The organism is Ruegeria sp. AF7, from assembly GCF_056541885.1.
This window is the reverse complement of record NZ_JBQFYX010000001.1, coordinates 938,571-964,906: the sequence shown is the minus strand read 5'-3', so window position 1 is coordinate 964,906 and position 26,336 is coordinate 938,571. Positions and strand designations below refer to the sequence as shown.

22 protein-coding genes and 1 riboswitch are annotated in these 26,336 nt (G+C 60.2%); of the genes, 17 read left to right on the top strand and 5 right to left on the bottom strand.

Annotated features, from left to right (window positions below):
* Positions 1–46 precede the first annotated feature (46 nt).
* Together ACR0AP_RS04785 and ACR0AP_RS04780 are read right to left on the bottom strand one after the other, a co-directional pair.
* The gene (locus ACR0AP_RS04785; protein WP_209595860.1) at positions 47–1,003 is read right to left on the bottom strand and encodes a calcium/sodium antiporter; all 957 of its coding nucleotides are present in this window, start codon (positions 1,001–1,003) and stop codon (positions 47–49) included.
* Between the two features lie 132 nt (positions 1,004–1,135).
* The gene (locus tag ACR0AP_RS04780) at positions 1,136–1,834 is read right to left on the bottom strand and encodes a glutathione S-transferase N-terminal domain-containing protein (protein WP_480505641.1); all 699 of its coding nucleotides are present in this window, start codon (positions 1,832–1,834) and stop codon (positions 1,136–1,138) included.
* Between the two features lie 123 nt (positions 1,835–1,957).
* Positions 1,958–2,035: riboswitch (SAM riboswitch) on the top strand.
* Between the two features lie 61 nt (positions 2,036–2,096).
* Between ACR0AP_RS04780 and metZ the strand changes: the two genes are divergently transcribed.
* The 5 genes from metZ to ACR0AP_RS04755 all read left to right on the top strand — a co-directional run bounded on the left by metZ (position 2,097) and on the right by ACR0AP_RS04755 (position 8,641).
* Entirely contained in the window at positions 2,097–3,287 is a 1,191-nt protein-coding gene (gene metZ / locus ACR0AP_RS04775) for an O-succinylhomoserine sulfhydrylase (RefSeq protein WP_480505640.1), read from the top strand.
* Between the two features lie 245 nt (positions 3,288–3,532).
* Positions 3,533–4,636 (top strand): GTP cyclohydrolase FolE2, encoded by a 1,104-nt coding sequence (gene folE2, locus ACR0AP_RS04770; protein ID WP_480505639.1) that lies wholly within the window; start codon positions 3,533–3,535, stop codon positions 4,634–4,636.
* Between the two features lie 284 nt (positions 4,637–4,920).
* Positions 4,921–5,559, top strand: coding sequence for a hypothetical protein (locus ACR0AP_RS04765; RefSeq protein ID WP_480505638.1), 639 nt, complete (start codon positions 4,921–4,923; stop codon positions 5,557–5,559).
* A gap of 59 nt (positions 5,560–5,618) precedes the next feature.
* Positions 5,619–7,067 (top strand): TrkH family potassium uptake protein, encoded by a 1,449-nt coding sequence (locus tag ACR0AP_RS04760; protein ID WP_480486008.1) that lies wholly within the window; start codon positions 5,619–5,621, stop codon positions 7,065–7,067.
* Positions 7,067–8,641, top strand: coding sequence for a thiamine pyrophosphate-binding protein (locus ACR0AP_RS04755; RefSeq protein WP_480505637.1), 1,575 nt, complete (start codon positions 7,067–7,069; stop codon positions 8,639–8,641). The genes ACR0AP_RS04760 and ACR0AP_RS04755 overlap by 1 nt, the downstream gene beginning before the upstream one ends.
* A 70-nt stretch (positions 8,642–8,711) precedes the next feature.
* Here the strand turns inward: ACR0AP_RS04755 and ACR0AP_RS04750 are convergent, their stop codons facing one another.
* Positions 8,712–10,451, bottom strand: a complete 1,740-nt coding sequence (locus ACR0AP_RS04750; protein WP_480505636.1) for a serine protease — start codon at positions 10,449–10,451, stop codon at positions 8,712–8,714.
* Positions 10,452–10,657: 206 nt separating this feature from the next.
* Here ACR0AP_RS04750 and ACR0AP_RS04745 point away from each other — a divergent pair, with 206 nt between their 5' ends.
* Positions 10,658–11,590, top strand: a complete 933-nt coding sequence (locus ACR0AP_RS04745) for a glycine--tRNA ligase subunit alpha (protein ID WP_480505635.1) — start codon at positions 10,658–10,660, stop codon at positions 11,588–11,590.
* Between the two features lie 5 nt (positions 11,591–11,595).
* Here ACR0AP_RS04745 and ACR0AP_RS04740 read toward each other — a convergent pair whose 3' ends face one another.
* A complete protein-coding gene (locus ACR0AP_RS04740; RefSeq protein ID WP_480505633.1) occupies positions 11,596–12,228 on the bottom strand; it encodes a MarC family protein in 633 nt (210 codons plus the stop codon).
* A gap of 78 nt (positions 12,229–12,306) precedes the next feature.
* On the opposite strand from ACR0AP_RS04740, the gene ACR0AP_RS04735 reads away from it, so the two are divergent.
* From ACR0AP_RS04735 to glmM, 9 genes are all read left to right on the top strand, one after another.
* Complete coding sequence (locus tag ACR0AP_RS04735) at positions 12,307–12,828, top strand: DUF6446 family protein (RefSeq protein WP_480505632.1); 522 nt, start codon at positions 12,307–12,309, stop codon at positions 12,826–12,828.
* The gene (gene gltS / locus ACR0AP_RS04730) at positions 12,804–14,051 is read left to right on the top strand and encodes a sodium/glutamate symporter (RefSeq protein ID WP_480505630.1); all 1,248 of its coding nucleotides are present in this window, start codon (positions 12,804–12,806) and stop codon (positions 14,049–14,051) included. Before ACR0AP_RS04735 ends, gltS begins: the two co-directional genes overlap by 25 nt.
* Positions 14,052–14,060: 9 nt before the next feature.
* Positions 14,061–16,280 (top strand): glycine--tRNA ligase subunit beta, encoded by a 2,220-nt coding sequence (gene glyS / locus ACR0AP_RS04725; protein WP_480505628.1) that lies wholly within the window; start codon positions 14,061–14,063, stop codon positions 16,278–16,280.
* Positions 16,281–16,369: 89 nt separating this feature from the next.
* Entirely contained in the window at positions 16,370–18,910 is a 2,541-nt protein-coding gene (locus ACR0AP_RS04720) for a putative PEP-binding protein (RefSeq protein WP_480505626.1), read from the top strand.
* A 187-nt stretch (positions 18,911–19,097) separates the two neighbouring features.
* Positions 19,098–19,739 carry a cell wall hydrolase gene (locus ACR0AP_RS04715; RefSeq protein ID WP_480505624.1) on the top strand — a complete coding sequence of 214 codons (642 nt, stop codon included), beginning with the start codon at positions 19,098–19,100 and terminating at the stop codon, positions 19,737–19,739.
* Positions 19,740–19,812: 73 nt separating this feature from the next.
* Entirely contained in the window at positions 19,813–21,186 is a 1,374-nt protein-coding gene (locus tag ACR0AP_RS04710; RefSeq protein WP_480505622.1) for a multicopper oxidase family protein, read from the top strand.
* Positions 21,187–21,286: 100 nt separating this feature from the next.
* Positions 21,287–22,207, top strand: a complete 921-nt coding sequence (locus ACR0AP_RS04705; RefSeq protein ID WP_480505620.1) for a dihydroneopterin aldolase — start codon at positions 21,287–21,289, stop codon at positions 22,205–22,207.
* Positions 22,204–23,202: a dihydropteroate synthase gene (gene folP / locus ACR0AP_RS04700; RefSeq protein ID WP_480505618.1), complete on the top strand. Its 999-nt coding sequence runs from the start codon at positions 22,204–22,206 to the stop codon at positions 23,200–23,202. Before ACR0AP_RS04705 ends, folP begins: the two co-directional genes overlap by 4 nt.
* Before the next feature lie 33 nt (positions 23,203–23,235).
* On the top strand, positions 23,236–24,579 hold the full coding sequence (gene glmM / locus ACR0AP_RS04695; RefSeq protein ID WP_480505616.1) for a phosphoglucosamine mutase: 1,344 nt from the start codon (positions 23,236–23,238) through the stop codon (positions 24,577–24,579).
* Here the strand turns inward: glmM and ACR0AP_RS04690 are convergent.
* Entirely contained in the window at positions 24,576–25,478 is a 903-nt protein-coding gene (locus ACR0AP_RS04690; RefSeq protein ID WP_480505613.1) for a DMT family transporter, read from the bottom strand. The genes glmM and ACR0AP_RS04690 overlap by 4 nt on opposite strands.
* A 78-nt stretch (positions 25,479–25,556) precedes the next feature.
* Between ACR0AP_RS04690 and ACR0AP_RS04685 the strand changes: the two genes are divergently transcribed.
* Both ACR0AP_RS04685 and ACR0AP_RS04680 read left to right on the top strand, forming a co-directional pair.
* Entirely contained in the window at positions 25,557–25,868 is a 312-nt protein-coding gene (locus ACR0AP_RS04685; protein ID WP_480505611.1) for an ArsR/SmtB family transcription factor, read from the top strand.
* Complete coding sequence (locus ACR0AP_RS04680) at positions 25,865–26,314, top strand: SRPBCC family protein (RefSeq protein ID WP_480505609.1); 450 nt, start codon at positions 25,865–25,867, stop codon at positions 26,312–26,314. The genes ACR0AP_RS04685 and ACR0AP_RS04680 overlap by 4 nt, the downstream gene beginning before the upstream one ends.
* The last annotated feature ends 22 nt before the right edge of the window (positions 26,315–26,336 follow it).

Sequence of the window (26,336 nt, the reverse complement as noted above, 5' to 3'; positions counted from 1 at the left end):
TGTAACGGTCGGTTTCACTAAACAGCCAGGCTATCCGAGTGAACGTTTACCGAACCAGAAGCACACCAAGATAGACAATGTAAGCAAGCACAAAGAGCCCGCCCTCGCGCCGACTGATTGACCAGCCGCTTCGGGCAAACCCGATAAGGACAAGCGTTGAGGCACACAGAACCCAGATATCGAGACGAATAATCTCGCCAGGGATGACCATAGGTTGCACCAGAACGGTTACGCCAAGGATACCCAAGATGTTGAAGATGTTACTGCCCAAGACGTTCCCGAGTGCGACATCTCCCTCACCTTTCCGAACTGCGATGATTGAAGTGACGAGCTCCGGCATTGAGGTTCCGATTGCAACAATCGTCAGCCCGATTACCGTCTCCGAAAGCCCCGCTGTCTCAGCAAGAGACACGGCACCTGTCACCAAGAACTTTGCCCCAAATATCGTAATCGCCAGCCCTGCAACGGTGATCAGCAACGACACGGCAAGCGATGTTTCTGGGCCGACTACGGCTTCTGCTTCGTTCTCGTAGACAGCTGCGGCTGGCGTGCCTTCGGACCTATACTCAGACCACAGCGTGAAGCCCAGATAGGCCGCCAACGTGACGACAAGCCCTGCGCCGATCAACCGGCTGATTTCGCCGTATAGAACTACGCTTAAACAAACGAGAGTTACTATCACAACCGCCGTACCATCCCGGCGGAGTGCTCTCGGATTCACGGCGATAGGCGCGATGAGTGCTGCGATGCCGAGTATCAGAAGAACGTTTCCAATGTTGCTGCCGACAACATTCCCAATCGAAATGCCTGAAGAACCGGAAAGCGCGGCTTGCAAGCTTGTAACCAATTCCGGTGTTGACGTTCCGAAGCCGACCAGTGTCAGTCCGATGACCATCGGTGATATACCGAACGACTTGGCAGCAGAAACCGATCCGCGCACCACCAATTCGCCACCGATCACTAAGCCAACAAGGCCAAATACGACAAATAACGCCGCGTACATCTTGAGTGGGTCTTTCTGAAGGATTTCCGTCGCTCATGTAATGATTTGCCAAACCTATACAATAGCAAAGGCGGATATTCGCGCATCACGCAGCACACGTAAGATTGGCCGCAAACCGGCCATGGAACAAACCTACTGCTTGAACAAAACGCTCTGTGCCTGTTTGTCCCGATGATCCCCTCGCAACTCGGCATACAGCGCGCGTCCGGCCTGAACGGCTGGGCGGGCGCTGACGGTCTCCAGCCAGCGGGCAAAGTGCGGTTTGTCCTCCAGCACCTGCTGCTGGCCTTCCCACAGGCTGGCCCAGCCCCAGATCGACATGTCGGCGATGGAATAGAAATCGCCCGCGACATACTCGTTTTCGGCCAGCCGCCGGTCCAGTACGCCGTAAAGCCGCGCGACCTCGGCGCGGTAGCGGTCCTTGGCATAGGGCAGGTCCTGCGGCGGGTCCAGTTGCGGGGCGTATTTCAGGAAGTGATGCGCCTGACCGGCCATCGGACCAACGCCGCCCATCTGCCACATCAACCATTCCTCGACCGCGATCCGGTCGCGTTCGGTCGTGCCATAGAACCGCCCGGTCTTGCGGGCCAAATACATCAGGATCGCGCCGCTTTCGAAAACCGAAACAGCCGCGCCGTCCGGTCCGTCGGGATCGACAATGGCGGGCATCCGGTTGTTGGGCGCGATCTTCAGGAATGCGGGATCGAACTGGTCACCCTTGCCGATATTGATCAGATGGGTGGTGTAGGGCAGCTCCATCTCCTCCAGGGCGATGGAAACTTTCCAGCCATTCGGTGTCGGCCAGAAATACAGATCAATCGGGTCAGCCATGCATTCTCCTGATGTTGACGGGGATCATGCGGGTTTCTGCCGGTTCGGCAAGTACCGCTTACGAAAGCGTGACCAAAGCGCAGGCCGGGCTTGACCGCGAACCGCCCGAGGCGTATTGCGATCCTGAAGCTACGTGGCGATTTGTTACCGGATTGCGGGCCACGCTAAACAACACCGCTAAAAGGTCAGGATGAAAGACCCCTTTCGCTTGGCCGCGTCTGGGGTTTTTTGTTTGCCTCCACCCGAGGCTGAAAGGATTGAGATGAGCGAGAACTGGAACAAACGCACCCAAGCCGTCCATGGCGGCATCCGTCGCAGCCAGTATAACGAGGTGAGCGAGGCGATTTTCCTGACGCAGGGTTTCGTCTACGAAAGCGCGGAACAGGCCGAGGCCCGGTTTCTGGAATGTGGCCCCGACGAGTTCATCTATGCCCGTTACGGCAACCCGACCGTGTCCATGTTCGAGCAACGCATCGCGGCGCTGGAAGGCGGCGAAGATGCCTTTGCGACGGCCTCGGGTATGGCTGCCGTCAACGGCGCGCTGACCTCGATGCTGAAAGCCGGGGACCATGTTGTTTCGGCCAAGGCGCTGTTCGGTTCGTGCCTCTATATCCTTGAAAACATCCTGAGCCGCTATGGCGTGGAGGTGACCTTTGTGGACGGCACCGATCTGGAGCAGTGGAAGGCTGCGATCCGCCCGGACACCAAGGCCGTTTTCTTTGAATCCATGTCGAACCCCACGCTAGAGGTGATCGATATCGCTTCTGTGGCCGATCTGGCCCATGCGGTCGGAGCCGTTGTCGTGGTGGACAACGTGTTCTCGACCCCGGTGTTCTCGCGCGCGATCCAGCAGGGTGCGGATGTGGTCGTCTACTCAGCGACCAAGCATATCGACGGGCAGGGCCGTGCGCTGGGCGGTGTCATCATCGGAACCAAGGACTTCATCCGCGGAACAGTTGAACCCTATCTCAAGCATACCGGTGGCGCGCTGAGCCCGTTCAATGCGTGGATCATGCTCAAGGGCCTTGAGACGATGGCGCTGCGGGTCAATGCACAGGCCGAAAGCGCGCAAAAGATTGCCGAGGCGCTGGAAGGGCACCCGGCATTGGAACGGACGCTTTACCCCGGTTTGAAAACCCACGCCCAGAACGCACTGGTTCAGACCCAGTTGGGCGGCAAGGGCGGGACTGTGCTATCGCTGGACATCAAGGGCGGCAAGGATGCGGCGTTTGCCTTCCTGAACGCGATGACCATCCCGGTGATTTCGAACAATCTGGGCGATGCCAAATCCATCGCGACGCACCCGGCGACAACAACGCACCAGCGTCTCAGCGACGCGCAGAAGGACCAACTGGGCATTACACCGGGTCTGATCCGCTTTTCCGTCGGGCTTGAGGATGCCGGTGACTTGCTGGCCGACCTTCGGCAAGCGCTGGAAGCCTCGCAGAAATAAACCAAAGCCCCCCGCGTCCTTTTTGTACTTGGGGGCAGGCTGCGTGCCTAAGCGGCCACTTTGTTTCGGGCGGCAGCCAGGCGTGCCGCCCGCTGTTCCCACCTTCAAAAGGCGCTAACTGTTGCGAGATGACGGTTTTGCGCCGGATTTTTCAATCCGGGCTGCTATTGCCGACGTATCGGGTTAGACTGGTATTAGACCATCAGTCATATATAGTCCGACGACCAACCAAGGAACCGCCGCTGATGAACGTTCACCCGCGTGACATTGATGAAAAACCGGATCGGGACAAGGCTGCCGAAGCTTTGAACGTTCTGCGGCAATGGGCCAAATCTGCTTCGGAAGCCGAGATAAACCAGCTTGACCCGGCTGTGGCCCGGCTGCTGCCCGGTTTGGCAGCGGGCAACTATCCGCCTTTTTCGCGCGCTTACCCCGATGACTTTACCGTCGATGCGGCGTACCGCGCATCCTTGCCGGATTTGCAGAACGGCCCGTCCAGCCTGATCCGTGGGGCCAAACAGCAGATCCAACATGTGGGTATTTCGAACTTCCGCCTGCCGATCCGGTTCCACCGGAAAGAGGGCGAAGACCTAACGCTGGAAACCTCGATCACCGGTACCGTCAGCCTTGAGGCCGAGAAAAAGGGCATCAACATGTCCCGGATCATGCGGTCTTTCTACAAACATGCGGAACGGACCTTCAGCTTTGAGGTCATGGAATCCGCCCTGGACGATTACATGTCCGATCTGGACAGCTTTGACGCCCGTATCCAGATGCGCTTTTCCTACCCGGACAGGATCAAAAGCCTGCGCTCGGGCCTTGAGGGGTATCAGTATTACGATATCGCGCTGGAACTGGTCGAACAGAACGGTGTGCGTCAGAAGATCATGCACCTTGACTATGTCTATTCCTCGACCTGCCCCTGTTCGCTGGAACTCAGCGAACATGCCCGGTCGATGCGCGGTCAGCTGGCGACGCCGCATTCGCAGCGCTCCGTCGCACGGATCTCGGTTGTCGTGGACTGTGATGCGGATTGCCTGTGGTTTGAAGACCTGATTGCGCTGTGCCGCCGTGCGGTTCCGACGGAAACGCAGGTGATGGTGAAGCGCGAAGATGAACAGGCTTTTGCCGAATTGAACGCAGCCAATCCGATCTTCGTCGAAGATGCCGCGCGCCTGTTTTGTGCCGAGTTGCTGGCAGATCATCACGTCGGTGATTTTCGCGTTGTCGCAAGCCATCAGGAAAGCCTGCACAGCCATGACGCCGTGTCGATTCTGACCGAGGGCCCAACCTTCGCCGCGTCCAGCCTTGACCCGAAACTGTTCACGACCCTGTTTCACATTGGCTGAACGCCTCGGGTAAGTGGCTAGAATTTAATCAGAGATTTTCCTGATCGGCGCTCATTCGCCGCAGCGCAGCAAAAATGCTGCACTTGCGCGAAAAACTCCTGTATCCTGACGGGGAATGCAGCTTCGGCACACCGGCGCGCTCAATGGTGTGTCACCCCGAAAGGAAGCCGAGACGTGAGACGCCTTGGACTGCAAGACCCCAACCTCCGCCCGGACCACCCGAGCGGGCAGGGCGCTTTACCCTCTCTCTCCGGGCTGCATCGTTTTCACAGGAGATCTATGGAATGAATCCGATTACCCAACCGCTGGAGCTTCAGGCCGCGGCTATACGCATGGCTGGCTATGCGATCGTCAACCAGATCAAGATCGCACAGATCATGACCCGTTCGGCACTTGAACTGCCGATGGTGCCGCTCCATGCCCTGCACCTGGCAGCATCAGCACCGGGTCCAGTGGTGAAAGCTCCGGCGGAAAAACCGGCGGCCAAACCCAAACCCGCCGCGACGCGCACGAAACGCGTACCGGCGAAATCGTCAACGGCCAAGAAAAAGCTGGCCCGCAAACCTGCGCCGGCCAAGCCGACGGCCAAATCGGTTGAGTTTTCAGCCAGTCCGCGGCCCAAGGCAGCACCCCCGGCGGCAGCCAAACCGACACCAGCAGTTAGTGATGAAAAAGCAGTGAAGCCTGTTGAATCCTCGGCGACACCTGCGACCGCAACCGTGCCACCCGTAACACCCAATCCCGCCCCTGCGACACCGCCGCCTGTTCAGGCAGCGCAGGTCAAGCCGACACAGGCCGATCCTGCCCCGGCCAAGGTGCAGGCGAAACCAGCCCCGGCGACGGAACCGCGCAAACCGCAGGCGCGAAAATCACGCCCCCCGTCAAAACCGCCTGTGATGCCCGGAACAGATGTCAAAAACTGACGGGTAAACCGGGATCATCTGCTTGACACGGTCGGGTTGGCACGCCAACCCTGCGCGTCATGATGGATCTTCGCCCGGTCGGATATGTGATTGGCTTGCTGGTCGCCATTCTTGGGGCGACCATGCTGCTGCCTATGCTCGCGGACCTGATCGAGGGGCGCGGCGAATGGCCGGTATTTCTGGAAAGCGCCATTATCACAACGCTGACCGGGACCGTTCTGGCGATGAGCTGCTCGAACGGTGTGGGCGAAGGGCTGACCATCCGCCAGACCTTCCTGTTGACAACCGGTGTTTGGGCGGCGCTGCCCCTGTTTGGGGCAATTCCGTTTCTGTTCGGTGAAACCGAGCTGCGCTTTGTCGACGCGTATTTCGAGGCGATGTCCGGCCTGACAACAACAGGTTCAACGGTGATTTCCGGGTTGGATACCCTGCCGCAGGGGCTATTGCTGTGGCGTGGTATCCTGCAATGGCTGGGGGGTATCGGGATCATCGTTGTCGCCATGGTGTTCCTGCCCGAACTGCGTGTCGGCGGCATGCAGATCTTCCGCTCGGAAGGCTTTGAAACAATGGGTAAAATCCTGCCTCGCGCGCAAGAGATCGCGGGTCAGATTTCGCTCATCTATGTTTTCCTGACACTGGTTTGCGCGCTGGTTTACGCCGGTCTGGGAATGAACTTTTTCGATGCGCTGGTACATGCGTTGACAACGCTTTCGACCGGTGGGTTCTCGAACTATGACGCCTCGTTCGGAACCTTTTCGGGCCCCGCCGAATATGCGGCGTCGGTGTTCATGATATTGGCGGCGCTTCCTTTTGTGCGCTATGTCCAGCTGGCAAACGGCCATACAGCGTCCTTGTGGAAAGACAGTCAAATTCGCGCGTTTCTGGCGACCATTCTGGTTCTGGTCATCATCATGTCGATTTTCCTGACATCGGTCTTTCCGCATCACTGGGAACAGGCGTTTCGGGAATCTCTGTTCAACATCACCTCGATCATCTCGGGCACCGGCTATGCCAGTGTCGATTACATGGGTTGGGGCAGCTTTCCGATCATGATGTTCTTCCTGATCGGCCTGATTGGCGGCTGCGCGGGTTCGACCGCATGCTCGATCAAGATATTCCGCTACCAGCTGCTATTCGCCTCGATCAAAAGTCAGATCAAACGGATCAGGTCTCCGCATGGCGTGTTCGTGCCGCTCTATGATGGGCGGCCCGTGGGGCAGGGCGTTCTGACCTCGGTGATGAGCTTTTTCATGTTCTTCGTCCTGTCGATGGGCGTGCTGTCCTGGGCGCTGGCGCTGACCGGCCTGGACTTCATCACAGCCGTTTCCGGGGCGGCGACCGCGCTGGCCAATGTCGGTCCCGGTCTGGGCGATCAGATCGGACCAGCGGGTAATTTCGCAAATCTCAACGACACGGCCAAATGGTTGCTGACAATCGGGATGCTGGTCGGGCGGCTCGAGCTGTTGGCCGTTTACGCGATCTTCACCGTTCAATTCTGGAGAGGCTGATGAAAAGACCCCTTGGCGCGCAGATTTCGCATATGCTCAAGGATCGTGGCGTGGACGTGATTTTCGGCATACCCGGCGTTCACAATCAGGAATTGTACCGCGGCATCGAAGAGGCTGGCATCCAACATGTTCTGGCCCGTCACGAACAGGGGGCGGGGTTCATGGCCGATGGGTATGCCCGCGCAACCGGCAAGCCGGGGGTTGCCTATGTGATCACCGGGCCCGGCCTGTGCAACATCATGACGCCGATCGGACAAGCCTACAGCGACTCGGTGCCGATGCTGGTGGTGTCGTCCTGCCTTGATGAAACACAGGCCTTGCGCGGCCAGTTGCACCAGATGAAGGACCAGCGCCTTGCGGCCGGAACCGTTGCCGACTGGTCGGCACAGGCCAACACGGCCGAGGCCGCCTATGCGCTGGTCGAACGCGCCTTTGAAGAATTCGAGCTGTCGCGCCCGCGCCCCAAGCACATTCAGGTGCCAATCGCGCAGTTGCAGGCCGAGGCTGATCCGGCACCTTTCCCCAGCCAGCCCGCGTTGCGCACCAAAGCGTTGCCGCCTGACGTATCGCCTGTTGTCTCGATGCTGAACCTTGCGCACAGGCCGCTGTTCATTCTGGGGGGCGGTTGCAAGTCCAGCGACTGGCGGCAGATTCTGACACAGCTTGGGGCTGCCTGCTTTACCTCATACGCAGGGCGCGGACTGCCAGGCGCAAACTATCCGCTGGATTTCGGCGCATCCCTGCCGCGCCCCGGCAGCGCCGAGGTTATCGCCTCAGCGGATCTGGTCATCGCGGTCGGCGCCGAACTGGGCGAGGTCGATCTGTGGCGCAGCGACCTTGGGCATTCGGCAACATTGATCCGGGTTGACCTTGATCCCGAAGTCCTGTCCGACCACCATCGCGCCGCGATCAAACTGCAAACCGACAGCGAAAGCTTTGCCCGCGCCTTGTGGCAGGCGACCGAAAACCTGAAACCGGCAACCGGCTGGTCGCCCGACGAAATTTCCGAAACCCGTGCCCGGTGGCGGGCCGAGGTGGATGCCGAACGGCCCGGAATTGTAGCAGTGGCCGATGCGCTGCGCGCGGCGATGCCCGCTGATACCATGATCTATTCCGACATGACCCAATTCGCCTATGTCGCGAAAGAGGTGTGGGACATGGCCTATCCGCATCACTGGCACCATCCCACCGGGTTCGGAACGCTGGGCTATGGTTTGCCGGCCGGAATTGGCGGCGCGGTGGCGCGGCGCGGCAAACCAACGGCGGTTATCGCCGGGGATTACGGGTTCCACTATACGATGCAGGAACTGGGTGTTGCGGTCGAACTGGGTTTGTCGCTGCCGATCATCCTGTGGGACAATGGCAAGCTGAAAGAAATCGAAGACAGCATGGTCCGCAGCCAGATCGCGCCAAATGCGGTGGTGGCGCATAACCCGGATTTCTGCAAACTGGCCGAGGCTTTTGGCGCGCGCGCCTCAGCCCCTTCATCTCTGGCTGAGATGCAGAGCGCAGTTCGCGCGGCTTTCGATGCACCTGTCCCGACCTTGATCCACATGACCCCGGACATTCTGTAAAAAAAAGAAGCGCCGCAAGTTCATGCGGCGCTTTGGTGTTTCAATGTCTGGTTTCAATATCTGCGCGGGCTCAGTCCCAGCAGTGCACCAGAACCGTCATTCCGGTCGCGCGCCGGTTCAGCTCGTTGGGGGAAATCCGGGTGGTTTCCTCGCTCGACTGACCGGAAACACCGGCTTTCGTCAGGATTTCTGTCAACCGCTCGACCGTTGCCGCAAGGCTGACTGACGCGGGCAGGGTGCGCCCCTCGGACGGTGTGGGCAGCAGCATGCCAACCACGTTGCCGCTGTCGTTGAAGACCGGCCCGCCCGCATCGCCGGGCTGTGCGTTCAGCGCCAGCCGTTTGACACCCGTCTCGCCGTTCAGGCCACGGATATCCGCGATTTGGCCGTAGGTCAGCGTCGGTGCGCCCAAAGCCCCCTGGTAGGAAAAGCCGGATACGGCCACTTCGGACTGGATGCGCGGTTGGGTGGTGCTGAAAGCAGCCACACTCATAGGGGCAAGAGCTTTTGCAGGACGCAGAACCGAAACACCAAGCTCCGGGTCCGTCAGCGCCAGCTGAACCTCCTGATCCCCTTCCAGAGTGATCCGGGTGCAGCTTTCGGCGGCTTCGGACACCGTCAGAACCGTGCCGTCCGCACCAGCGAAAAAGCCCGACCGCGACAGCCGCGGCTTGCGGATCTGAAGACCCGAGACCAGATCGATGCGCTGTTCCGCATCCGCACCGGCGGCGGCATCCAGAACCGCGTCCGTTGTGCTCAGGCTGGTCGCCATCGCAGCCAGAACACGCAGGCGGCGCGCCTCGTCCCCTTCGGGCCAGACCAGCGTAAAGCCCTTGATCATTCCATCGGCCAACCGCGCCTGCGTGAATGAAACGATCCCATTGCCGCGCCCTTCAAGGGTAAACTGGTCGCGGCCCAGCTCACGCGGGCCGTTCAGCGGAACAATTTCAAGCGACTGCATCACCTGGTAAAGGGCGCGCAGCGTGTTCTTGTCACCCTCCTGACTGATCAAAAGGGCCTGGGTGTTCAGATCCGAGGCGCTTTTGAAATGTACGAACGGAGCTTCATAGCGGTCAAAGCTGACTGTACCCAACGGCATGTCCAGCGCAATTCCGGCCGCGTCATCTGAATACCGGTCCATCCCGGCCGAGATTAGCGGCGCGTTGTATTCATCCATCAGGGCCTTGCGCTGAGCCGTGGTCAGAACTCCCGTCGCCTCATACCCGTTGAACCGCTGCCAATCGCCCATCGACCGGCGGGTTCCCTGACCGAAAGCGCCATCAATGGTCGAATTATAGAAACCCGCCGCTTGCAGGGCCGTTTGCAAGTCTCTCCGTTCCTGCGCGGTCAAAAGGCGCTCGGATTGCAGCGCTTGTGCGCGGGTTTCATCCGAAACCTGCGGGGTCGTAACCGCCACGGATTCTTCCGCCTGTGCTGCCGGTTCCGTCGGCGCGCTTACGACGTCGCGGTTTACCGCGTTTTCGCCGACAGGCCAGAACTGTTGCCCCAACGCGCTTGAAAACGCGACAAAGCTGTCACGCGGGATCTGCCCCTCGGCCCGGTATACACGCAATACCTGCTCGGCATCCCCGCGTGCATAAGGGCCGATCACGATGGCATACCAGCCACTGTTCAGCCGAAACCCGTTCACGTCGGGCAGGGTGCTGGCATAGGCTTGCGCCCGGTCCTGCGCTTCGCGCAGCGACGGCTGCGCCTCGACCTGAACCCAGACGCCGGGGTCTTGTTGAGCGGTCGCGGCGCGCAGGCCGACCAGAAGAAACAAAAGAATTGCTGAAAATACGCGTGTCATAGTCTGCCCGTGTTATGCGGTGTTTGTACTGAGGGGCAGAATACGCGATTTCATTTGCCAAATACCATGCTGTGAATGCGGGGAATTTGTGGTGTGGCCGCGCAGATACAGCCGCAGCCCAAAGCCCCGTTGACGCCCCTCGGCCCCTTGCATAGGAAGGGCCAAACCGACCGGAACCGGGCGCAGGGGCGCCCAGAGGGAATGTCATGACCGAACCGACCAGCGCACCGCGTTCATTTCAGGAAATCATCCTCAGGCTTCAGTCCTACTGGGCCTCGAAAGGCTGCGCGATTCTGCAACCCTATGACATGGAGGTCGGGGCAGGAACGTTCCATCCCGCAACCACCTTGCGGGCGCTGGGGTCCAAGGCATGGGCCGCAGCCTATGTTCAGCCGTCGCGCCGCCCCACGGACGGGCGCTATGGCGAAAACCCCAACCGGCTCCAGCATTACTACCAGTATCAGGTGCTGATCAAACCCAGCCCGCCGGATTTGCAGGATCTGTATCTGGGCAGCCTTCAGGCTATCGGCATCGACATGGATCTGCACGACATCCGCTTTGTCGAAGACGACTGGGAAAGCCCGACACTCGGCGCGTGGGGGCTTGGCTGGGAGGTTTGGTGTGACGGAATGGAAGTCAGCCAGTTCACCTACTTCCAGCAGGTCGGCGGCCATGACTGCGCGCCTGTCTCGGGCGAGCTGACCTATGGGCTCGAGCGTCTGGCCATGTATGTGCTGGGCATCGACCACGTGATGGACATGCCGTTCAACGATCCGCAATCCCCCAGCGCTTTGACCTATGGCGACATCTTCAAACAGACCGAAGAGGAATACGCCCGCTGGAACTTTGACGTCGCCAATACCGAGGTTCTGCTGCGCCATTTCGAAGAGGCCGAGGCTGAATGCGCCACGATCCTGGCGCAGGCGCATGACGATCCGAAAACCGGCAAGCGCATCATCATGGCGCATCCGGCCTATGACCAATGCATCAAGGCGTCACACATCTTCAACCTGCTGGATGCGCGGGGCGTGATCTCGGTCACCGAACGGCAGGCCTATATCGGGCGCGTGCGGGCGCTGGCCAAGCAATGCGCGGATGCCTTTGTGCAGACCGAGGCGGCCGGGTTCAGCGCCGGATGAGGCGATCAGGCCAGTCCCGGCAACAGGGCTTTCAGGCCGTCCGCGATCATGCTGACGGCGATAGCCGCCAGAATCATCCCCATAAAGCGGCTCATGATCACGCGCGCGGTGTCGGACAGGCGTTGGGCCAGCCAGGCCGCGTTCCAGAACGTGATCAGAAGCAGGCCAACAACGGCAAGGAATACGCCTGCATAAACAAAGGCTTCTATAGGCTTCTTGATCTGGTGTGCATACAGGATCAGCGTGGTGATGGTACCGGGGCCGACCAGAATGGGAAAGGCCAGCGGATAAAAGGCGACGGTGTCGGCTTCGGGGTAAGCGTCCTTTTCCCCCTTCGTCCCGTGATGAGAGGTGCTTTCGTGTCCGTTCAGCATGTTCAGACCGATCATCATGACAACCAGACCACCGGCGACGCGCAGATGATTGACGCTGATGCCAAAAAGGCCAAGCGCCTGACTGCCGACCAGGGCAAAGGCACCGCCAAGGATCAGGCAGTAGATCACGGTTTTGACCGCAATCTTGCGCTGTTCGGCGGCAGACAGGTCCTGAGTGACGCTCAGAAACACCGGCAGGTTGGTGACCGGGTTCATGATCGCAAACAATGCGCCGAAAAATCCGACGGCAAGGGTGGATTCCATCGTGTAGACCTCGTTTCTGCCTGTTCCCCGATGAAACCTGTCCTATTTTACAAGAACTTGAAAGAGGCGGCCTGAAAGATGACGGGAAAACTGCTGGCAATTCTTCTGCTGCTGTCGGCCATCGTGGCAGGCGTCGGCATGTATTATCTACAGGTCTACGGCTATTATTATGAGGTCGAACCGCAACCGGGGCAGGACGTTGCCCTGATGACGGATGCGAACGGTGTGCCGGAACCCATCGCCTATACCGGGTTTCAGGCTATCGACGCGGACAGTTCGCCGATCCGGTATCGCGCCTGTTTCGAAACCGAATTGTCGCCGGACCAGATGGCTGGATACGTGCCTGTCGAAAACTCCGAACCCCTGACCGCACCGGGATGGTTTGAGTGCTACGATGCGGTGTCTTTGGCGGAAGCGCTTGAATCCGGGCAGGCGCGGGCGTTCATGGGGGTGAAGAACATCCATTTCGGTGTCGACCGGATTGTGGCGATCACCGCGGATGGCAAGGGCTATGTCTGGCATGCGTTGAACAATTGCGGTGAAAAAGCCTATGACGGTACCGTCGTGGGCGAGGAATGTCCGCCGCGCCCGGAAAACTGAAGGAGCAGACCGTGGGCCATGTCATAGAAATCCCCGATTTCCTGACGGCCACTCTGGGGTTTGCGGTCTATCTGATCGGGGCCGAGATCAACGCACGTGTGACAACCCTGCGCAATTTCAACATCCCCGAACCCGTAACAGGGGGCCTGCTGGCCTCGCTGGTGGTTCTGACGCTCTATCTGGTCTTCGGGATCGAACTGTCCTTTGGCTTGACAGCCCGCGATTTCCTGCTGGTCCTGTTTTTTGCCGGGATCGGCCTGAACGCCCGTCTGTCTGACCTCATCGCGGGCGGTAAGCCGTTAATCTTGCTTTTGATTCTCACTCTGGCGACGATTGTCTTTCAGAATGTGATTGGCGCGGCTGGGGCGGCGATCTTCGACTATCCCGCACAGGCCGGTGTGTTGTTCGGATCGGCCGCCCTGATCGGTGGGCACGGTACGGCAATCGCATGGGCGCCGGACGTGGCGCAGGCAACGGGGTTAGACGGTGCGACCGAACTGGGTGTGGCCGTCGCCACCCTTGGATTGGTGCTTGCCGCGCTGGTTGGCGGCCCAATTGCGCGCCTGCTGGTCGAGCGGCGCGGCCTGACGCCTGACCGCCCTGACGAAGAACCCAGCGTCGGATTGCCGGATGAGCATGACGGGCACACCACAAGCATCGATCATCTGACCGTCATGCGCGTCCTGCTGCACCTGAACCTGGCGATCATCTTGGGATATGCACTGAATGAATCAATTGCCGCCGCCGGGCTGAAACTGCCGCTGTTCGTGCCCTGCCTGATCATGGGTATCGTCATCGCCAATCTGCGCACGGCCGTTTTTCCGGGCGCGCCCAAGGTGTCACGGACCCCATCCTTGGCGCTAATCTCTGAATTTGCGCTGGGGGCCTTTCTGGCCATGTCGCTCATGAGCTTGCAGTTGTGGACTATTGCTGAACTCGGGCTTGCCATTGCGGTGATCATGACCGCCCAGACCCTGTTTGCGGTTATCTTCGTGCTTTGGGTTCTATTCCCCGTCATGGGCTCGAACTACCGTGCCGCGGTTCTGGCCGCCGGGTTCGGTGGCTTCGCTCTGGGCGCAACCCCCACCGCAATTGCAAATATGACAGCCGTAACCAAGCGATATGGTCCGTCGCCTATTGCCTTTATCGTGCTGCCCCTTGTATCCGCCTTTTTTGTGGATATCGCCAATGCCATCGTCATTCAGACGATTGTGAATTTCTAAGGACCGACTATGCCCGACCTGTTGATCGAACTGTTCTCTGAAGAGATCCCTGCGCGCATGCAGACCCGCGCCGGAGATGAGCTGAAAAAACGGATCACCGATGGTTTGGTTGAGGCTGGTCTGACCTATGCTGGGGCCGCCGCCCTGACCACGCCGCGCCGCCTGACGCTGGCGGTCGAAGGGGTGCTGTCCGAGAGCCCGACGATCCGTGAGGAACGCAAAGGCCCCAAGGTTGGCGCACCCGACAAAGCCATCGAAGGTTTCCTGCGCGGCGCGGGCCTGACGCGGGAACAGTTGGAAGAACGCGACACGCCCAAGGGCGCTGTTTATTTCGCCACCATCGAAAAAGCTGGGCGTCCTGCGGCCGAGATCGTGGCCGAAGTGCTGGACGTAACCATCCGCAACTTCCCATGGCCCAAATCGATGCGCTGGGGCAGTGGCCCGATGCGTTGGGTGCGGCCCTTGCACTCGATCCTGTGCATCCTCAGCGATGAAGCGGGCGCGCAGGTTGTGCCTTTGGAGATCGAGGGGATCAAAGCCGGTGACACCACGGCTGGCCACCGTTTCATGGCGCCGAACCGGTTCTCGGTCACGTCGTTCGAGGATTATGCAGCCCAACTGAAACGCGCCTTTGTGGTGCTGTCGCCCGAAGAACGCGCCGAGCATATCTGGAACGACGCCCAGAACATGGGTTTTGCCGCCGGTCTTGAGGTGGTCGAGGATAAGGGTCTGCTGGCCGAGGTTGCCGGTCTGGTCGAATGGCCCGTGGTGCTGATGGGGCAGATTGACGAAGAGTTTCTGGAACTGCCGCCCGAGGTGCTGCAAACCTCGATGAAAGAGCATCAGAAGTTCTTTTCCGTGAAGAACCCCAAAACGGGTCGGATCGAACGCTTCATCACCGTCGCCAACCGCGAAACCGCCGACAATGGCGCAACCATTTTGGCCGGGAACCAAAAGGTGCTGTCGGCGCGCTTGGCCGATGCGAAGTTCTTCTGGGAGAACGATCTGCGCGTTGCCAAATCGGACATCGCCCAATGGACCCGCGCGCTGGAGAATGTGACCTTCCACAACAAGCTGGGCACACAGGCGGAACGGATCGACCGCATCGCCGCACTGGCCCGCGAACTGGCCCCGGTGACGGGCGCGGATGCCGATCAGGCCGAAAAAGCCGCGCGCTTGGCCAAGGCTGATCTGAGTTCCGAGATGGTCTATGAATTCCCCGAACTTCAGGGGCTTATGGGGCGGTACTACATCGAGGCAGCAGGTGAAGACGCCGCCGTGGCGGCCGTGGCTCAAGAGCATTACTCGCCGCTGGGTCCCTCGGATGACGTTCCTAACGCGCCGCTGTCTGTAAACGTGGCGCTGGCGGATAAGCTGGACACGCTGTCCGGGTTCTGGGCGATTGATGAGAAGCCAACCGGATCGAAAGACCCATTTGCGCTGCGCCGCGCGGCGTTGGGGGCTATTCGACTGATTTTGGACAACGATTTGCGTATCAATTTGGACCGTTTCTTTGACAGTCAGTTGGTTCGCGCGGAGAGCGCTATTAATGAGGCGCTGCCGGATGCGAGTGTCCGCGACCTTTTGGAGGAGATCGCCGATCATGGCGTCTTTGGCGCTGCATTCCAGACAGTTAAGGACAAAGTCGGAGGATTGCCTGCGGCTGCTTTTCTGGAGCTCGAGAAGAAGGTTCCTGACGCATCCGACGATCTCCTCTCCTTCTTCCACGACCGCCTCAAGGTCTTCCTCCGCGATGAAGGCATCCGCCACGACATTATCGACGCCTGTATCGCGATGGACGGCAATGATGACCTTAACCTGCTCGTCAAACGCGCCCGTGCTCTGAACGCGGTAATTGCGACTGAGGATGGCGAAAACCTTGTGCAGGGGTTCAAGCGCGCCAACAACATCCTGACGCAGGCCGAGGAGAAGGACGGCGTCGAATATTCCTACGGCGCAGATGTCAAATTTGCTGAAACGGACAGCGAAAAAGCGCTGTTTGCGGCCCTGGATCAGGCGCAAAAGCAGATCGATCCGGCGTTGAAAGCCGAGGATTTTCCGACCGCCATGGCCGCTATGGCCGCCTTGCGTGGGCCGGTGGATGCGTTCTTTGAAGATGTTCAGGTCAACACCGACAACGACATCCTGCGCCGCAACCGGCTGAACCTGCTCAGCCAGATCCGTCAGATCTGCTCCAGCGTGGCCGATCTGACCCGGATCGAAGGGTAAACGACCGGGCGCGCTGGCAGGCGCGCCCACAACGCACTTGCGTGAAGGGCGCAAGCGCTTATGCTGCACGCAAACCAAAAGGTGCTGCAGTGCAGAATAATCCGAATACGACGCTCATTACATCCGACGCGCCTGTCACCGCCCATAGGCATGGCGGGCGGGCCAAATGTCTGCAACGTTTGGTCCGGCTGGACCTGCCGGTGCCCCGAACCGTTGCGTTGTCATTTGATGCCGTTCACCAGATCGCCGAAGGGACAACCCCGGATATTGCATCGATCCTCGAACAGTTCGATCCCACTTCGTTGCTATGCGTCCGGCCCAGTTCCGAAGACCCCGATTGGGGTGGTCCCGGCGCGGTTCTCAATATCGGAATGAACGATGCGCGTTATGTTGATCTGTCCGACACCATGGGGGCCGAGGCCGCCGCAGCCCTGTATCTGAGGTTCGTTCAAAGCTATGCGATCCACGTGGCGCGGCTGGATGCGGATGTGTTTGATGACATTGACGCTGATGGCCGCGAGGGGCTGCGCCACTCGCTGCGCGCCTACGAGGATGAAACCGACGAGGTCTTTCCGCAGGACAGGGGCGAACAGCTGATCGGCGTTCTGCGCTCGATGGCACGTGCATGGGACGGGACGTCCGCGCGCTTGCTGCGGCAGGCCAAGGGGGCACCCGCTGACGCCGGGCTTGGGTTGGTCATCCAAGAGATGATCCCCGGCGTCGGCAAAGGGGAATGCGGATCGGGTGTTCTGCAACTGGTTGATTCCACAACCGGAATGCCACAGATCACCGGTCGCTACCTAAGTCAGAGCCAGGGGCGCGATGCGCTGGGCAAAGATGTGGCAGCCCTGTTTCTGGAAAAAGACCCGCGCGGCCCCTCGCTGGAAGAGGTCGCGCCCAAAGCTTTTGCCGATGTCAAAGCGCATGCCGCCCTGATGCGCGAGAAACTGCGCGAAGAGATGCAGGTCGAATTCGTCATTCAGGATGGCACTGTGCATATTCTGGATGGTGTCCGGGTGCAGCGATCGGCCCGCGCGGCCATGCGCATTGCCGTACGTCTTGCCGAAGACGGTATCATCCCGCCGCAAGAGGCGGTGATGCGTGTCGACCCGCACGCGCTGAACGAACTTCTGCACCGTCAGGTCCACCCCGATGCACGCCGCGACGTGCTGACCACGGCCATTGGTGCCAGCCCCGGTGCCTCGACCGGCAAGATCGTGTTCACCTCGGCCGAAGCACAGGCCAGTGCCGCTCGGGGCGAGGCGTGTGTTCTGGTGCGCCGGGAAACCTCGCCCGAGGATGTGCGCGGGATGCACGCCGCTGTAGCGGTTCTGACGGAAAAGGGCGGCATGACCAGCCACGCGGCCGTGATCGGGCGCGGATTGGGCCTGCCCTGTATCGTCGGGGCCTCGGAAATGCGGTTTCAGACGAAAGACAAGATGCTGACCGCACCGGATGGGCGGGTGTTTAAAACCGGCGATATTGTCACCATTGATGGCAGCTCGGGGCAGGTGCTGGCCGGTCAGCCCGCCATGCTCGAGGCCGCGTTGGATGACTGTTTCCAGACGCTGATGGGCTGGGCCGATGCCGAGCGTGACATCGACATCCGCGCCAATGCTGACACACCGGCTGACGCGCAGACGGCCCGGAACTTTCAGGCTCAGGGGATCGGTCTGTGCCGGACCGAACATATGTTCTTTGATCCCGGTCGTCTGATCGTGATGCGCGAAATGATCTTTGCGCAAACCTCGGCGGGCAGGGCGGCAGTGCTGGAACGCCTGCTTCCGATGCAGCGCGAGGATTTTGTTCAGCTGTTCAGGATCATGGAAGGCCAGCCTGTCTGCATCCGCCTGTTCGATCCCCCCTTGCATGAGTTTCTGCCGACAACGCGCACCGGGCAACGGGAACTGGCCGAGGCGCTGGACCTGCCCGTGTCTGACGTCGAACGCCGGGTTGAGGCGATGACCGAATACAACCCCATGCTGGGTCTGCGTGGCGTTCGTCTGGGTGTCACCGTGCCCGAGATCTACGACATGCAGGCGCGTGCGATTTTCGAAGCCACACTTGAAGCCCGAAAAAACGGTGCACCGGTGGTGCCCGAAGTGATGATCCCGCTGGTATCCGCCAAGCGCGAGGTTGAACTGGTCAAATCCCGCATCGACTCGGTCGCCGCCGCCGTTGAATCGGAACGGGGGCAGAAGTTCGAATATCGGCTGGGCGTCATGGTCGAAACACCACGCGCCTGTCTGCGCGCGGAAGAGATCGCGCCGCAGACCGCCTTCATGAGTTTTGGTACAAATGACCTGACGCAGATGACCTACGGTCTGTCCCGCGACGATGCTGGTCGTTTCATGTCCGCTTACGTGCGGCAGGGGGTCTTTACCGAAGATCCGTTCCATGTCCTTGATCCGGACGGGGTGGGCGAGCTGCTGAAACTCGGGGCGGAACGCGGACGTGCCGCGAAGCCGGATGTGACCCTTTCGGTCTGTGGCGAACACGGTGGAAACCCCGAATCAATCGCCATCTGTCGCGATCTTGGATTCGACTATGTGTCGTGCTCACCGTTCCGGGTTCCAGTCGCTCGGCTGGCTGCCGCTCAACTGGCGATTTCCTCCAGACTTGGGGGTTGACACTGCGCTGAACCCCAAGGAATAGTGGGTTATACGGTCACTCGTAGGCGAAAAATATTTTCGCTACGGGCGATTTTCCACTTGCTTTTTTCAAGATACTGGACCTTTGCCTCAGTCTGGGGTATCAGCCACGTCGCGCCCGCCGGGGGAGGGTATGGCGCGTGATGTGCCTGTGCGAGGTTATCTGATGCTACGTTACATATTGGCTGTTGCCGCAGTGGCGGCAACCGTGCTGCCGAGTGCGTCCTTCGCCGAGAAGGAAGCGACTGATACTGCAAAACAAGAACTTGTCGCCCGCAGTGAACTGCCGGCGCAAAGTTTTCGGGACTATTTCAAGCTGTTCCAGCCCCGCAAGGCGGCTGAACCTGTCGAAGTGTCCTTCTCAAAAGACTGGCTTGACCAGCAACCAAAGGCCACGGGCGGTGAAAACTGGAAATGCCTGTCCGAAGCCCTGTACTTCGAGGCGCGCGGCGAAAGCGTGCGCGGCCAGTTCGCGGTTGCCGAGGTGATCCTGAATCGGGTCAAAAGCAGCCGTTTCCCGGATTCCCTGTGCGGCGTGATCCATCAGGGGACCGGCAAGAAATACCAGTGCCAGTTCACATACACCTGCGATGGCCGCAAGGAAGTCATCCACGAGAAAAAGGCGTATGAGCGTGTGGCGAAAGTCGCGCGGGCAGCCATTGATGGCGTGGCGGATGAGTTGACCGAAGGGGCAACACATTATCACACGACGTCGGTTCGCCCATCCTGGTCGCGGGTCTACAAACAGACGGCGAAAATCGGCGTGCATGTTTTTTACCGCCACAACTACCGGACAGCGAGCAACTGATTGACGAACCCGCGCTGGAAGCTTGCTGGCGCGGGGCAGGTTGCATCCTATATTGCGGGCCAGGAGGCCCGTAATGAATTTGAACCGCAGACACCTTTTGCAAACGGCTGCAGCAGCACTGCTGATGCCGCGTGTGGCCAGTGCGGGTTTTGCACCGCTTAATGCGCGTGTAACCAAACACCCGATCGCGCCTGCAAGTTATCCTGAAACGGAAGTCTGGACATATGACGGGTCTGTCCCCGGCGTTGAACTGCGCGTCAGGCAGGGCGACCGCATCCAGCGCACCCTGATGAACCAGCTTCCGCAAGCAACTTCGGTCCATTGGCACGGCATTCGCATTGAAAACGCCATGGACGGCGTGCCCGGCCTGACACAGGACGCGGTCGAGACGGACGCAAGCTTTGATTACTCCTTCGTCGTTCCCGACGCAGGGACCTATTGGTATCATGCGCATAACCAGTCGATGGAACAGGTTGCGCGCGGGCTTTACGGGCCGCTGATCGTCGAAGAAACTGCTGCCCCCGATGTGGATCAGGATCTGGTGCTGATGCTGGACGACTGGCGGCTTGATCCGGAAACCGCCCAGATCACGGATGATTTCGACAATGGCCATGATCTCAGCCACGCTGGCCGACTGGGGAATATCATCACTGTCAACGGATCCCTTGACCCGCGCGTTCAGGCGCGACGGAACGACCGTCTCCGGCTACGCCTGATCAACGCCTCCAACGCGCGGATTTTTGACCTGAATCTCGATGGGTTGTCAGGGTGGATCGTCGCCCTTGACGGTATGCCACTGGAAACGCCGATCCTATTGTCGGGGGCTTTCCCAATCGCCCCTGCACAACGCATCGATCTTGTTGTGGATGTCGTGGCTGCGGGTGATACGGCAAGTCTGGTGAGTGTTGAACGCGACGGTGCCTTTGGCATCGTTCGGTTCGATGTCGACGAACCTCTCGCACCCGCGCCACGACAAGGCGTGGCAGCGTTGCCGCCCAACCCTTTGCCAGTCATCGAGGATGTCTCATCCGCACCATTGCACCGGATGTCCCTGCAAGGCGGGGCGATGCGCTGGCTGGACAACGCCCGGATCGGGGACACTGAATTGTCAGGCCAGGAACTGGCGCAGTTGGGCCGGTTCTGGGCCCTGAACGGTTATGCGGAACGCCCGTCCGATCCGTTTCTGGACGCCCGGACCGGCGGCCTTCACAGGATCGAGTTCGTCAATGAAACAGTCTTTCCACATGCCATGCATTTGCACGGCCACCACTTCCGACTGATCCAGCCGGACGGATCGCTTGGCCCGTGGCGCGACACTGTTTTGGTTGATCGCGGACAAACCCGCCAGATCGCGCTGGTCGCGGATAATCCGGGGGACTGGCTGTTGCATTGCCATATGCTGGGCCATGCCGCTTCGGGTATGATGAGCTGGTTTCGCGTCACCTGACGCCGCATTCGGCGGTTGGAATGGCGTTTGTTTGAATGTTATAGGCGCTTGCAACGCCTATAGTGGGCAAGCCCTGCAACAAGCCGAAAAGGCCGGACCCATGAGTTCTGAAATCCGACTGGCATTTGCGCACCCGTCCGAACGGTCCGAGGCGACCTCGCCCCGAGGGCCGCTGGACCGCATTTCCCTGCGCGACCATATTGTCGAGGTTGAAATCGGTGCGTTTCAGGCCGAGCGGGGAACAACCCAGCGGATCTGTTTCAATATCGTCGTCGAAGTCCGGCCTCTTACTGACCCCATTGACGACGATGTGGATCGCATCCTGTCTTATGACCGGGTGACGGAATCCATTGCCTATGAGCTCGCGGCCGAGCGTCTGAACCTGCTTGAAACCCTGGCCGAACGTGTGGCCGAACGTATCTTGCATGAACCTCAGGCTGTAAGGGTCTTTGTTCGCATCGAAAAACTGGATCGTGGTCCGGGCGCTCTTGGGGTCGAGATCGTGCGCGGGAAAGACTCGGTTCATCACGACGTGACCGAGGAAGACCGCCCGCATCCCCGTCTGGTCTACCTATCGAATGACGCTATCGCCTCGGACAATCTGACCGGGTGGATCGACCAGTTGCAGAACCGCCAACGCCCGCTGATCCTGTGTGTGGGGGCGTCAGACCTGGCTGCGCCGCAAACCGGCCACGCAATGACACAGCGCCGGATTGACCTGCTTGCGATCGAGCAAAACGCGTGGGTTCTGGCCGCACGCGATCACCGCTGCAAGGTGGTTTCAACCCGGACGGAACTGGACTGGGCCATGAAGAACGGCCAGATCTGTGTCTGGGCCCCGTCCAAGATCGTTCTGGACGCGGTGGATGGTCCTTCTGCCGCGCCATCCGACGCCGTGGCTTTGGCCGCGTGGTTTGCCGCGACCTTTGAAGCCAGTGAGATGATGGTCATCGGCGGTGAATTGCCGAAAGCGCCCAAAACCCCCCTGCGGGCTGTGGCCGTGGATCAGGCCAAATTGTGAGCATCTATTTCAGACCGCTGGTTCAGCACGGCCAGACCCGACCCGCTGGCGCGTACTCTCTGGCCGGTCAACCCCTGTGGTTTACCCATGTCGAAGCGCTTGGGCGCGATACCGCTCCGCAGATCATGGCGGCATCGGATATTCCCGGTGGGGCGCTGGCGCGTTTGACCGGCCCGCGCGCACCCATTGCCGGGCTGGATATGCAGGTGCCGCATATCATGGGCATTCTCAACACCACGCCTGACAGTTTCTCGGACGGGGGCGTTCACAGCTCGGTCGAGGCCGCCCGCGATGCCGCTGCAAGGATGGTGGCGCATGGGGCCACCATTCTGGATATCGGCGGGGAATCAACGCGCCCGGGCGCGGATTTCATTCCGGCAGATCAGGAAATTGCCCGCACCCGCCCGGTGATCGAGGCGATTCGCGCTCAAACGGATGCCCTAATTTCAATCGACACCCGCAAAGCCAGCGTCGCCAAAGCGGCGTATGCGGCGGGCGCGGGGCTGGTCAACGACGTCTCGGGGTTCACCTTCGATCCCGAACTGGCGCCGTTTTGCGCCGCCAAGGGCACACCAGTTTGCGTCATGCATATGCAGGGCGATCCGGCCACGATGCAGGAAAACCCCAGCTACGACAACGTGTTGCTGGATGTTTACGACTTCCTCGAATCCCAGATCGCTCTGCTGGAAAGCCTGGGGCTTCGGCGCGACCTGATCATGGTCGATCCGGGCATCGGTTTCGGCAAGACCGAGGATCATAACCTGACCCTGCTGCGCAATCTCAGCCTGTTTCACGGGCTTGGCTGCCCGATCCTGCTGGGCGTGTCCCGCAAGGGCTTTATCGGAACGATTGGACAGGAGCCTGACAAGACTGCCCGCGCGCCGGGTTCAATTGCCGTGGCTTTGGCCGGATTGTCTCAGGGCGTGCAGATCATTCGCGTTCACGACGTCGCCGAGACCGCTCAGGCCTTGCGCCTATGGGCCGCTGTCCGGTAATCCGGTCTCACGGAAAATCACGGAGTGACACCAATGCGCAAGCTGTTCGGAACCGACGGGGTGCGGGGCACGGCCAACACGCATCCGATGACGGCGGAAATGGCGTTGCGCATCGGGGCTGCGGTGGGGCGCTATTTCCGACGCGACGCGACCGGTGTGCACCGGGTCGTCATCGGCAAGGACACGCGCCTGTCCGGCTATATGCTGGAAAACGCGCTGACCGCCGGTTTGACGTCAACCGGAATGAACGTGCTGTTGCTGGGGCCGGTCCCCACGCCTGCGGTGGGTCTGATGACCCGGTCAATGCGGGCCGATCTGGGTGTCATGATCTCGGCCAGCCACAACCCGGCAGAGGACAACGGTATCAAGTTCTTTGGCCCCGACGGCTATAAATTGTCCGATCAGGCCGAGATCGACATCGAAAAGCTGATCGACGAAGGTGTCCGGCCTGCTCAGGCCCAGAATATCGGACGGGCGCGTCGTGTTGATGACGCCCGGTTCAGATATGGCGAGCGTGTGAAATCCTCGCTGCCGCGCGATGTGCGTCTGGATGGCCTGAAGGTGGTGATCGACTGTGCCAACGGCGCCGCCCACCGCACCGCGCCCGAGGTTCTTTGGGAACTGGGCGCAGACGTGATCCCGATCGGCATTGCGCCCAACGGGAAGAACATCAACCTCAACTGCGGATCGACCAAGCCGCAGCTGGCCGCCGAAACCGTCGTGGCGCATGGCGCTGACGTTGGTGTCTGTCTGGACGGCGACGCGGATCGGGTCGTTATCGTCGACGAAACCGGTCAGGTCGCCGATGGCGATCAGCTTATGGCACTGCTGGCGACGGCCTGGAAAAAATCCGGGCAGTTGAAAGGCGATGCGCTTGTGGCCACCGTGATGTCCAATCTGGGGCTTGAACGGCACCTCTCGTCACACGGTATGCGGCTGGAACGCACAGCCGTCGGCGACCGTTATGTGGTCGAACGTATGCGCGAAGGTGGCTTCAACCTGGGCGGTGAACAATCCGGTCATATCGTGATGAGCGATTATGCCACCACCGGCGATGGCCTGATGGCCGGTCTGCATTTCCTGGCCGAGATGGTTCTGTCCGGTCGCAAAGCCTCGGACCTGTCCAAGCAGTTCGAAACCGTGCCGCAGCTGTTGAAGAACGTCCGCTATGCCAACGGTCAAACTCCGCTTGAAGTTCAAAGCGTTAAAGCGGCCATTGCCGATGCCGAGGCGCGGCTGAACGGGCAGGGACGGTTGCTGATCCGTAAATCCGGCACCGAGCCGCTGATCCGCGTTATGGCCGAATGCGAGGATGACGCGCTGCTGGTCCAGGTCGTCGACAGTATCGTGGCCGAGGTCGAAGCCGCCACAGGCTAGTGCCCGAACAGAACCTTGCGCAGGCTGAACCACTGGCTGATGGCCATGCCCGTCAGGATCAAGGCCAGGGCGACGTAGAACCGCAGGGGCAGGGCCTCGGACAGGATCCAGGCCCCGAACACCATCGACCAGATCGGCACCTGATAATTCACCAGTGTCAAAAACACCGATCCGGCGCTGCGGGTGATCGAAACCCGCAGCAAGTTGGCGAATGCTGTGGGGATCAGGCCAAGCACGATCAGGGCCAGCGATGGGCGGTTGCCCTGCCACGTGGGAACACCTTCGATCAGCAGCATGATGGGCACCAGCAGAACAGCGCCGACCAGCAGGGTCAGCGCGGCCAGCGCCAGCGGCTCGACCGGCGGGCAACGCCGCGTCAGGATCGATGTCGAGGCATAGCAGAAGGCGGCCGAGATACAGGCCAGCTGCGCCAGCGGCTCGGTTCCTTGACCCAGCTTTGCTAGACCGGGTCCGATCAGGACCAATGCGCCGGAAAACCCAAGGCACACGCCCAGAAACCGACGCAGGTTCAGCGGCTCATCTGAAAAGAAATGCGCCAGCGGCAACACCATCAGCGGAATTGCAGCCATGGACAACCCTGCAAAGGCCGAGGGTACATATTGCTGCCCCCAGCTGAGCAGCATGAAAGGCACCGCAGTCGACAACACGCCAATCAGCAGGATTGATGTTGTCAGCGCGGGTGTCAAAACCGGCATGCGGCGCCCGGTGATCCGCATCAGGACAAGCAACGTCACCGCCCCCAATGTGGTGCGCGATGTCGCCACGGTAATCGGGCCATAACCTTCCAAAGCCATCGCAACGACCATGAATGTGCCGCCCCAAATAAGCCCCAGCGTAAAAACGCCGCTCCAGTCCTGCTTCGTGGGTTGTTCAACCATTCCATCCCCTTATCCCGCGTGCGCGCCGGTGTCACGGGCTGATCTTGACTTAACGTTAGTTTGCACTTACCGTAAGCAATGACTTACGATTCGACATTTACAGCTTTGGGCGATGCAACCCGCAGGCAGGTGTTCGAAGCCGTCGCCAGCCAGCCTCAGGCAGTGGGTGAGCTTGCGTCAAAGCTGCCGGTGAGCCGACCGGCCGTCTCGCAACATCTCAAGGTGCTGTCGGATGCCGGGCTGGTGACATGCCACGCGAAAGGGACGCGCCGGATCTATGCGGTGCGCCCCGAGGGGCTGGCAGAGCTGCGCAGATGGCTCGACCGGTACTGGAGCGACGTGATGAACAGCTTTGCAGATGAGGTGAACAGAGCCGGAGAGGGGCCATGACAGACCCGATTGTCAAAACAATTGTCGTAAGTGCCTCAGCTGCGCGTGCGTTCGACATCTTCGTCAACCGCATCGGTACATGGTGGCCGCTGGACAGCCACGCGGTGTCCACATCGCAGGGACAACCGGCAAGGGACGTGGTTATTGAACCCCGGATCGGTGGCGCGGTCTATGAGGTCATGTTCGACGGAACCCGTACCGACTGGGGCGAAGTGCTGGCGATCGATCCCGGCCGATCCGTGGCATTCACCTGGCACCCGGGCACCAACAGCGGGTCTCCTACGCGCGTCGATGTGCGTTTTGAGGATTGCGGTTCGGGGCAGGCCAAAGTCACCCTGACGCATTCCGGCTGGGACGTCTGGGCAGATGAAGCGCCCCAAAAGCGCGGCGGCTACGATACGGGATGGGATTTCGTGCTGGACGAATGCTTTGCTAAAGCAATCTGAAAATGAAAAAGGGCGACCGCCT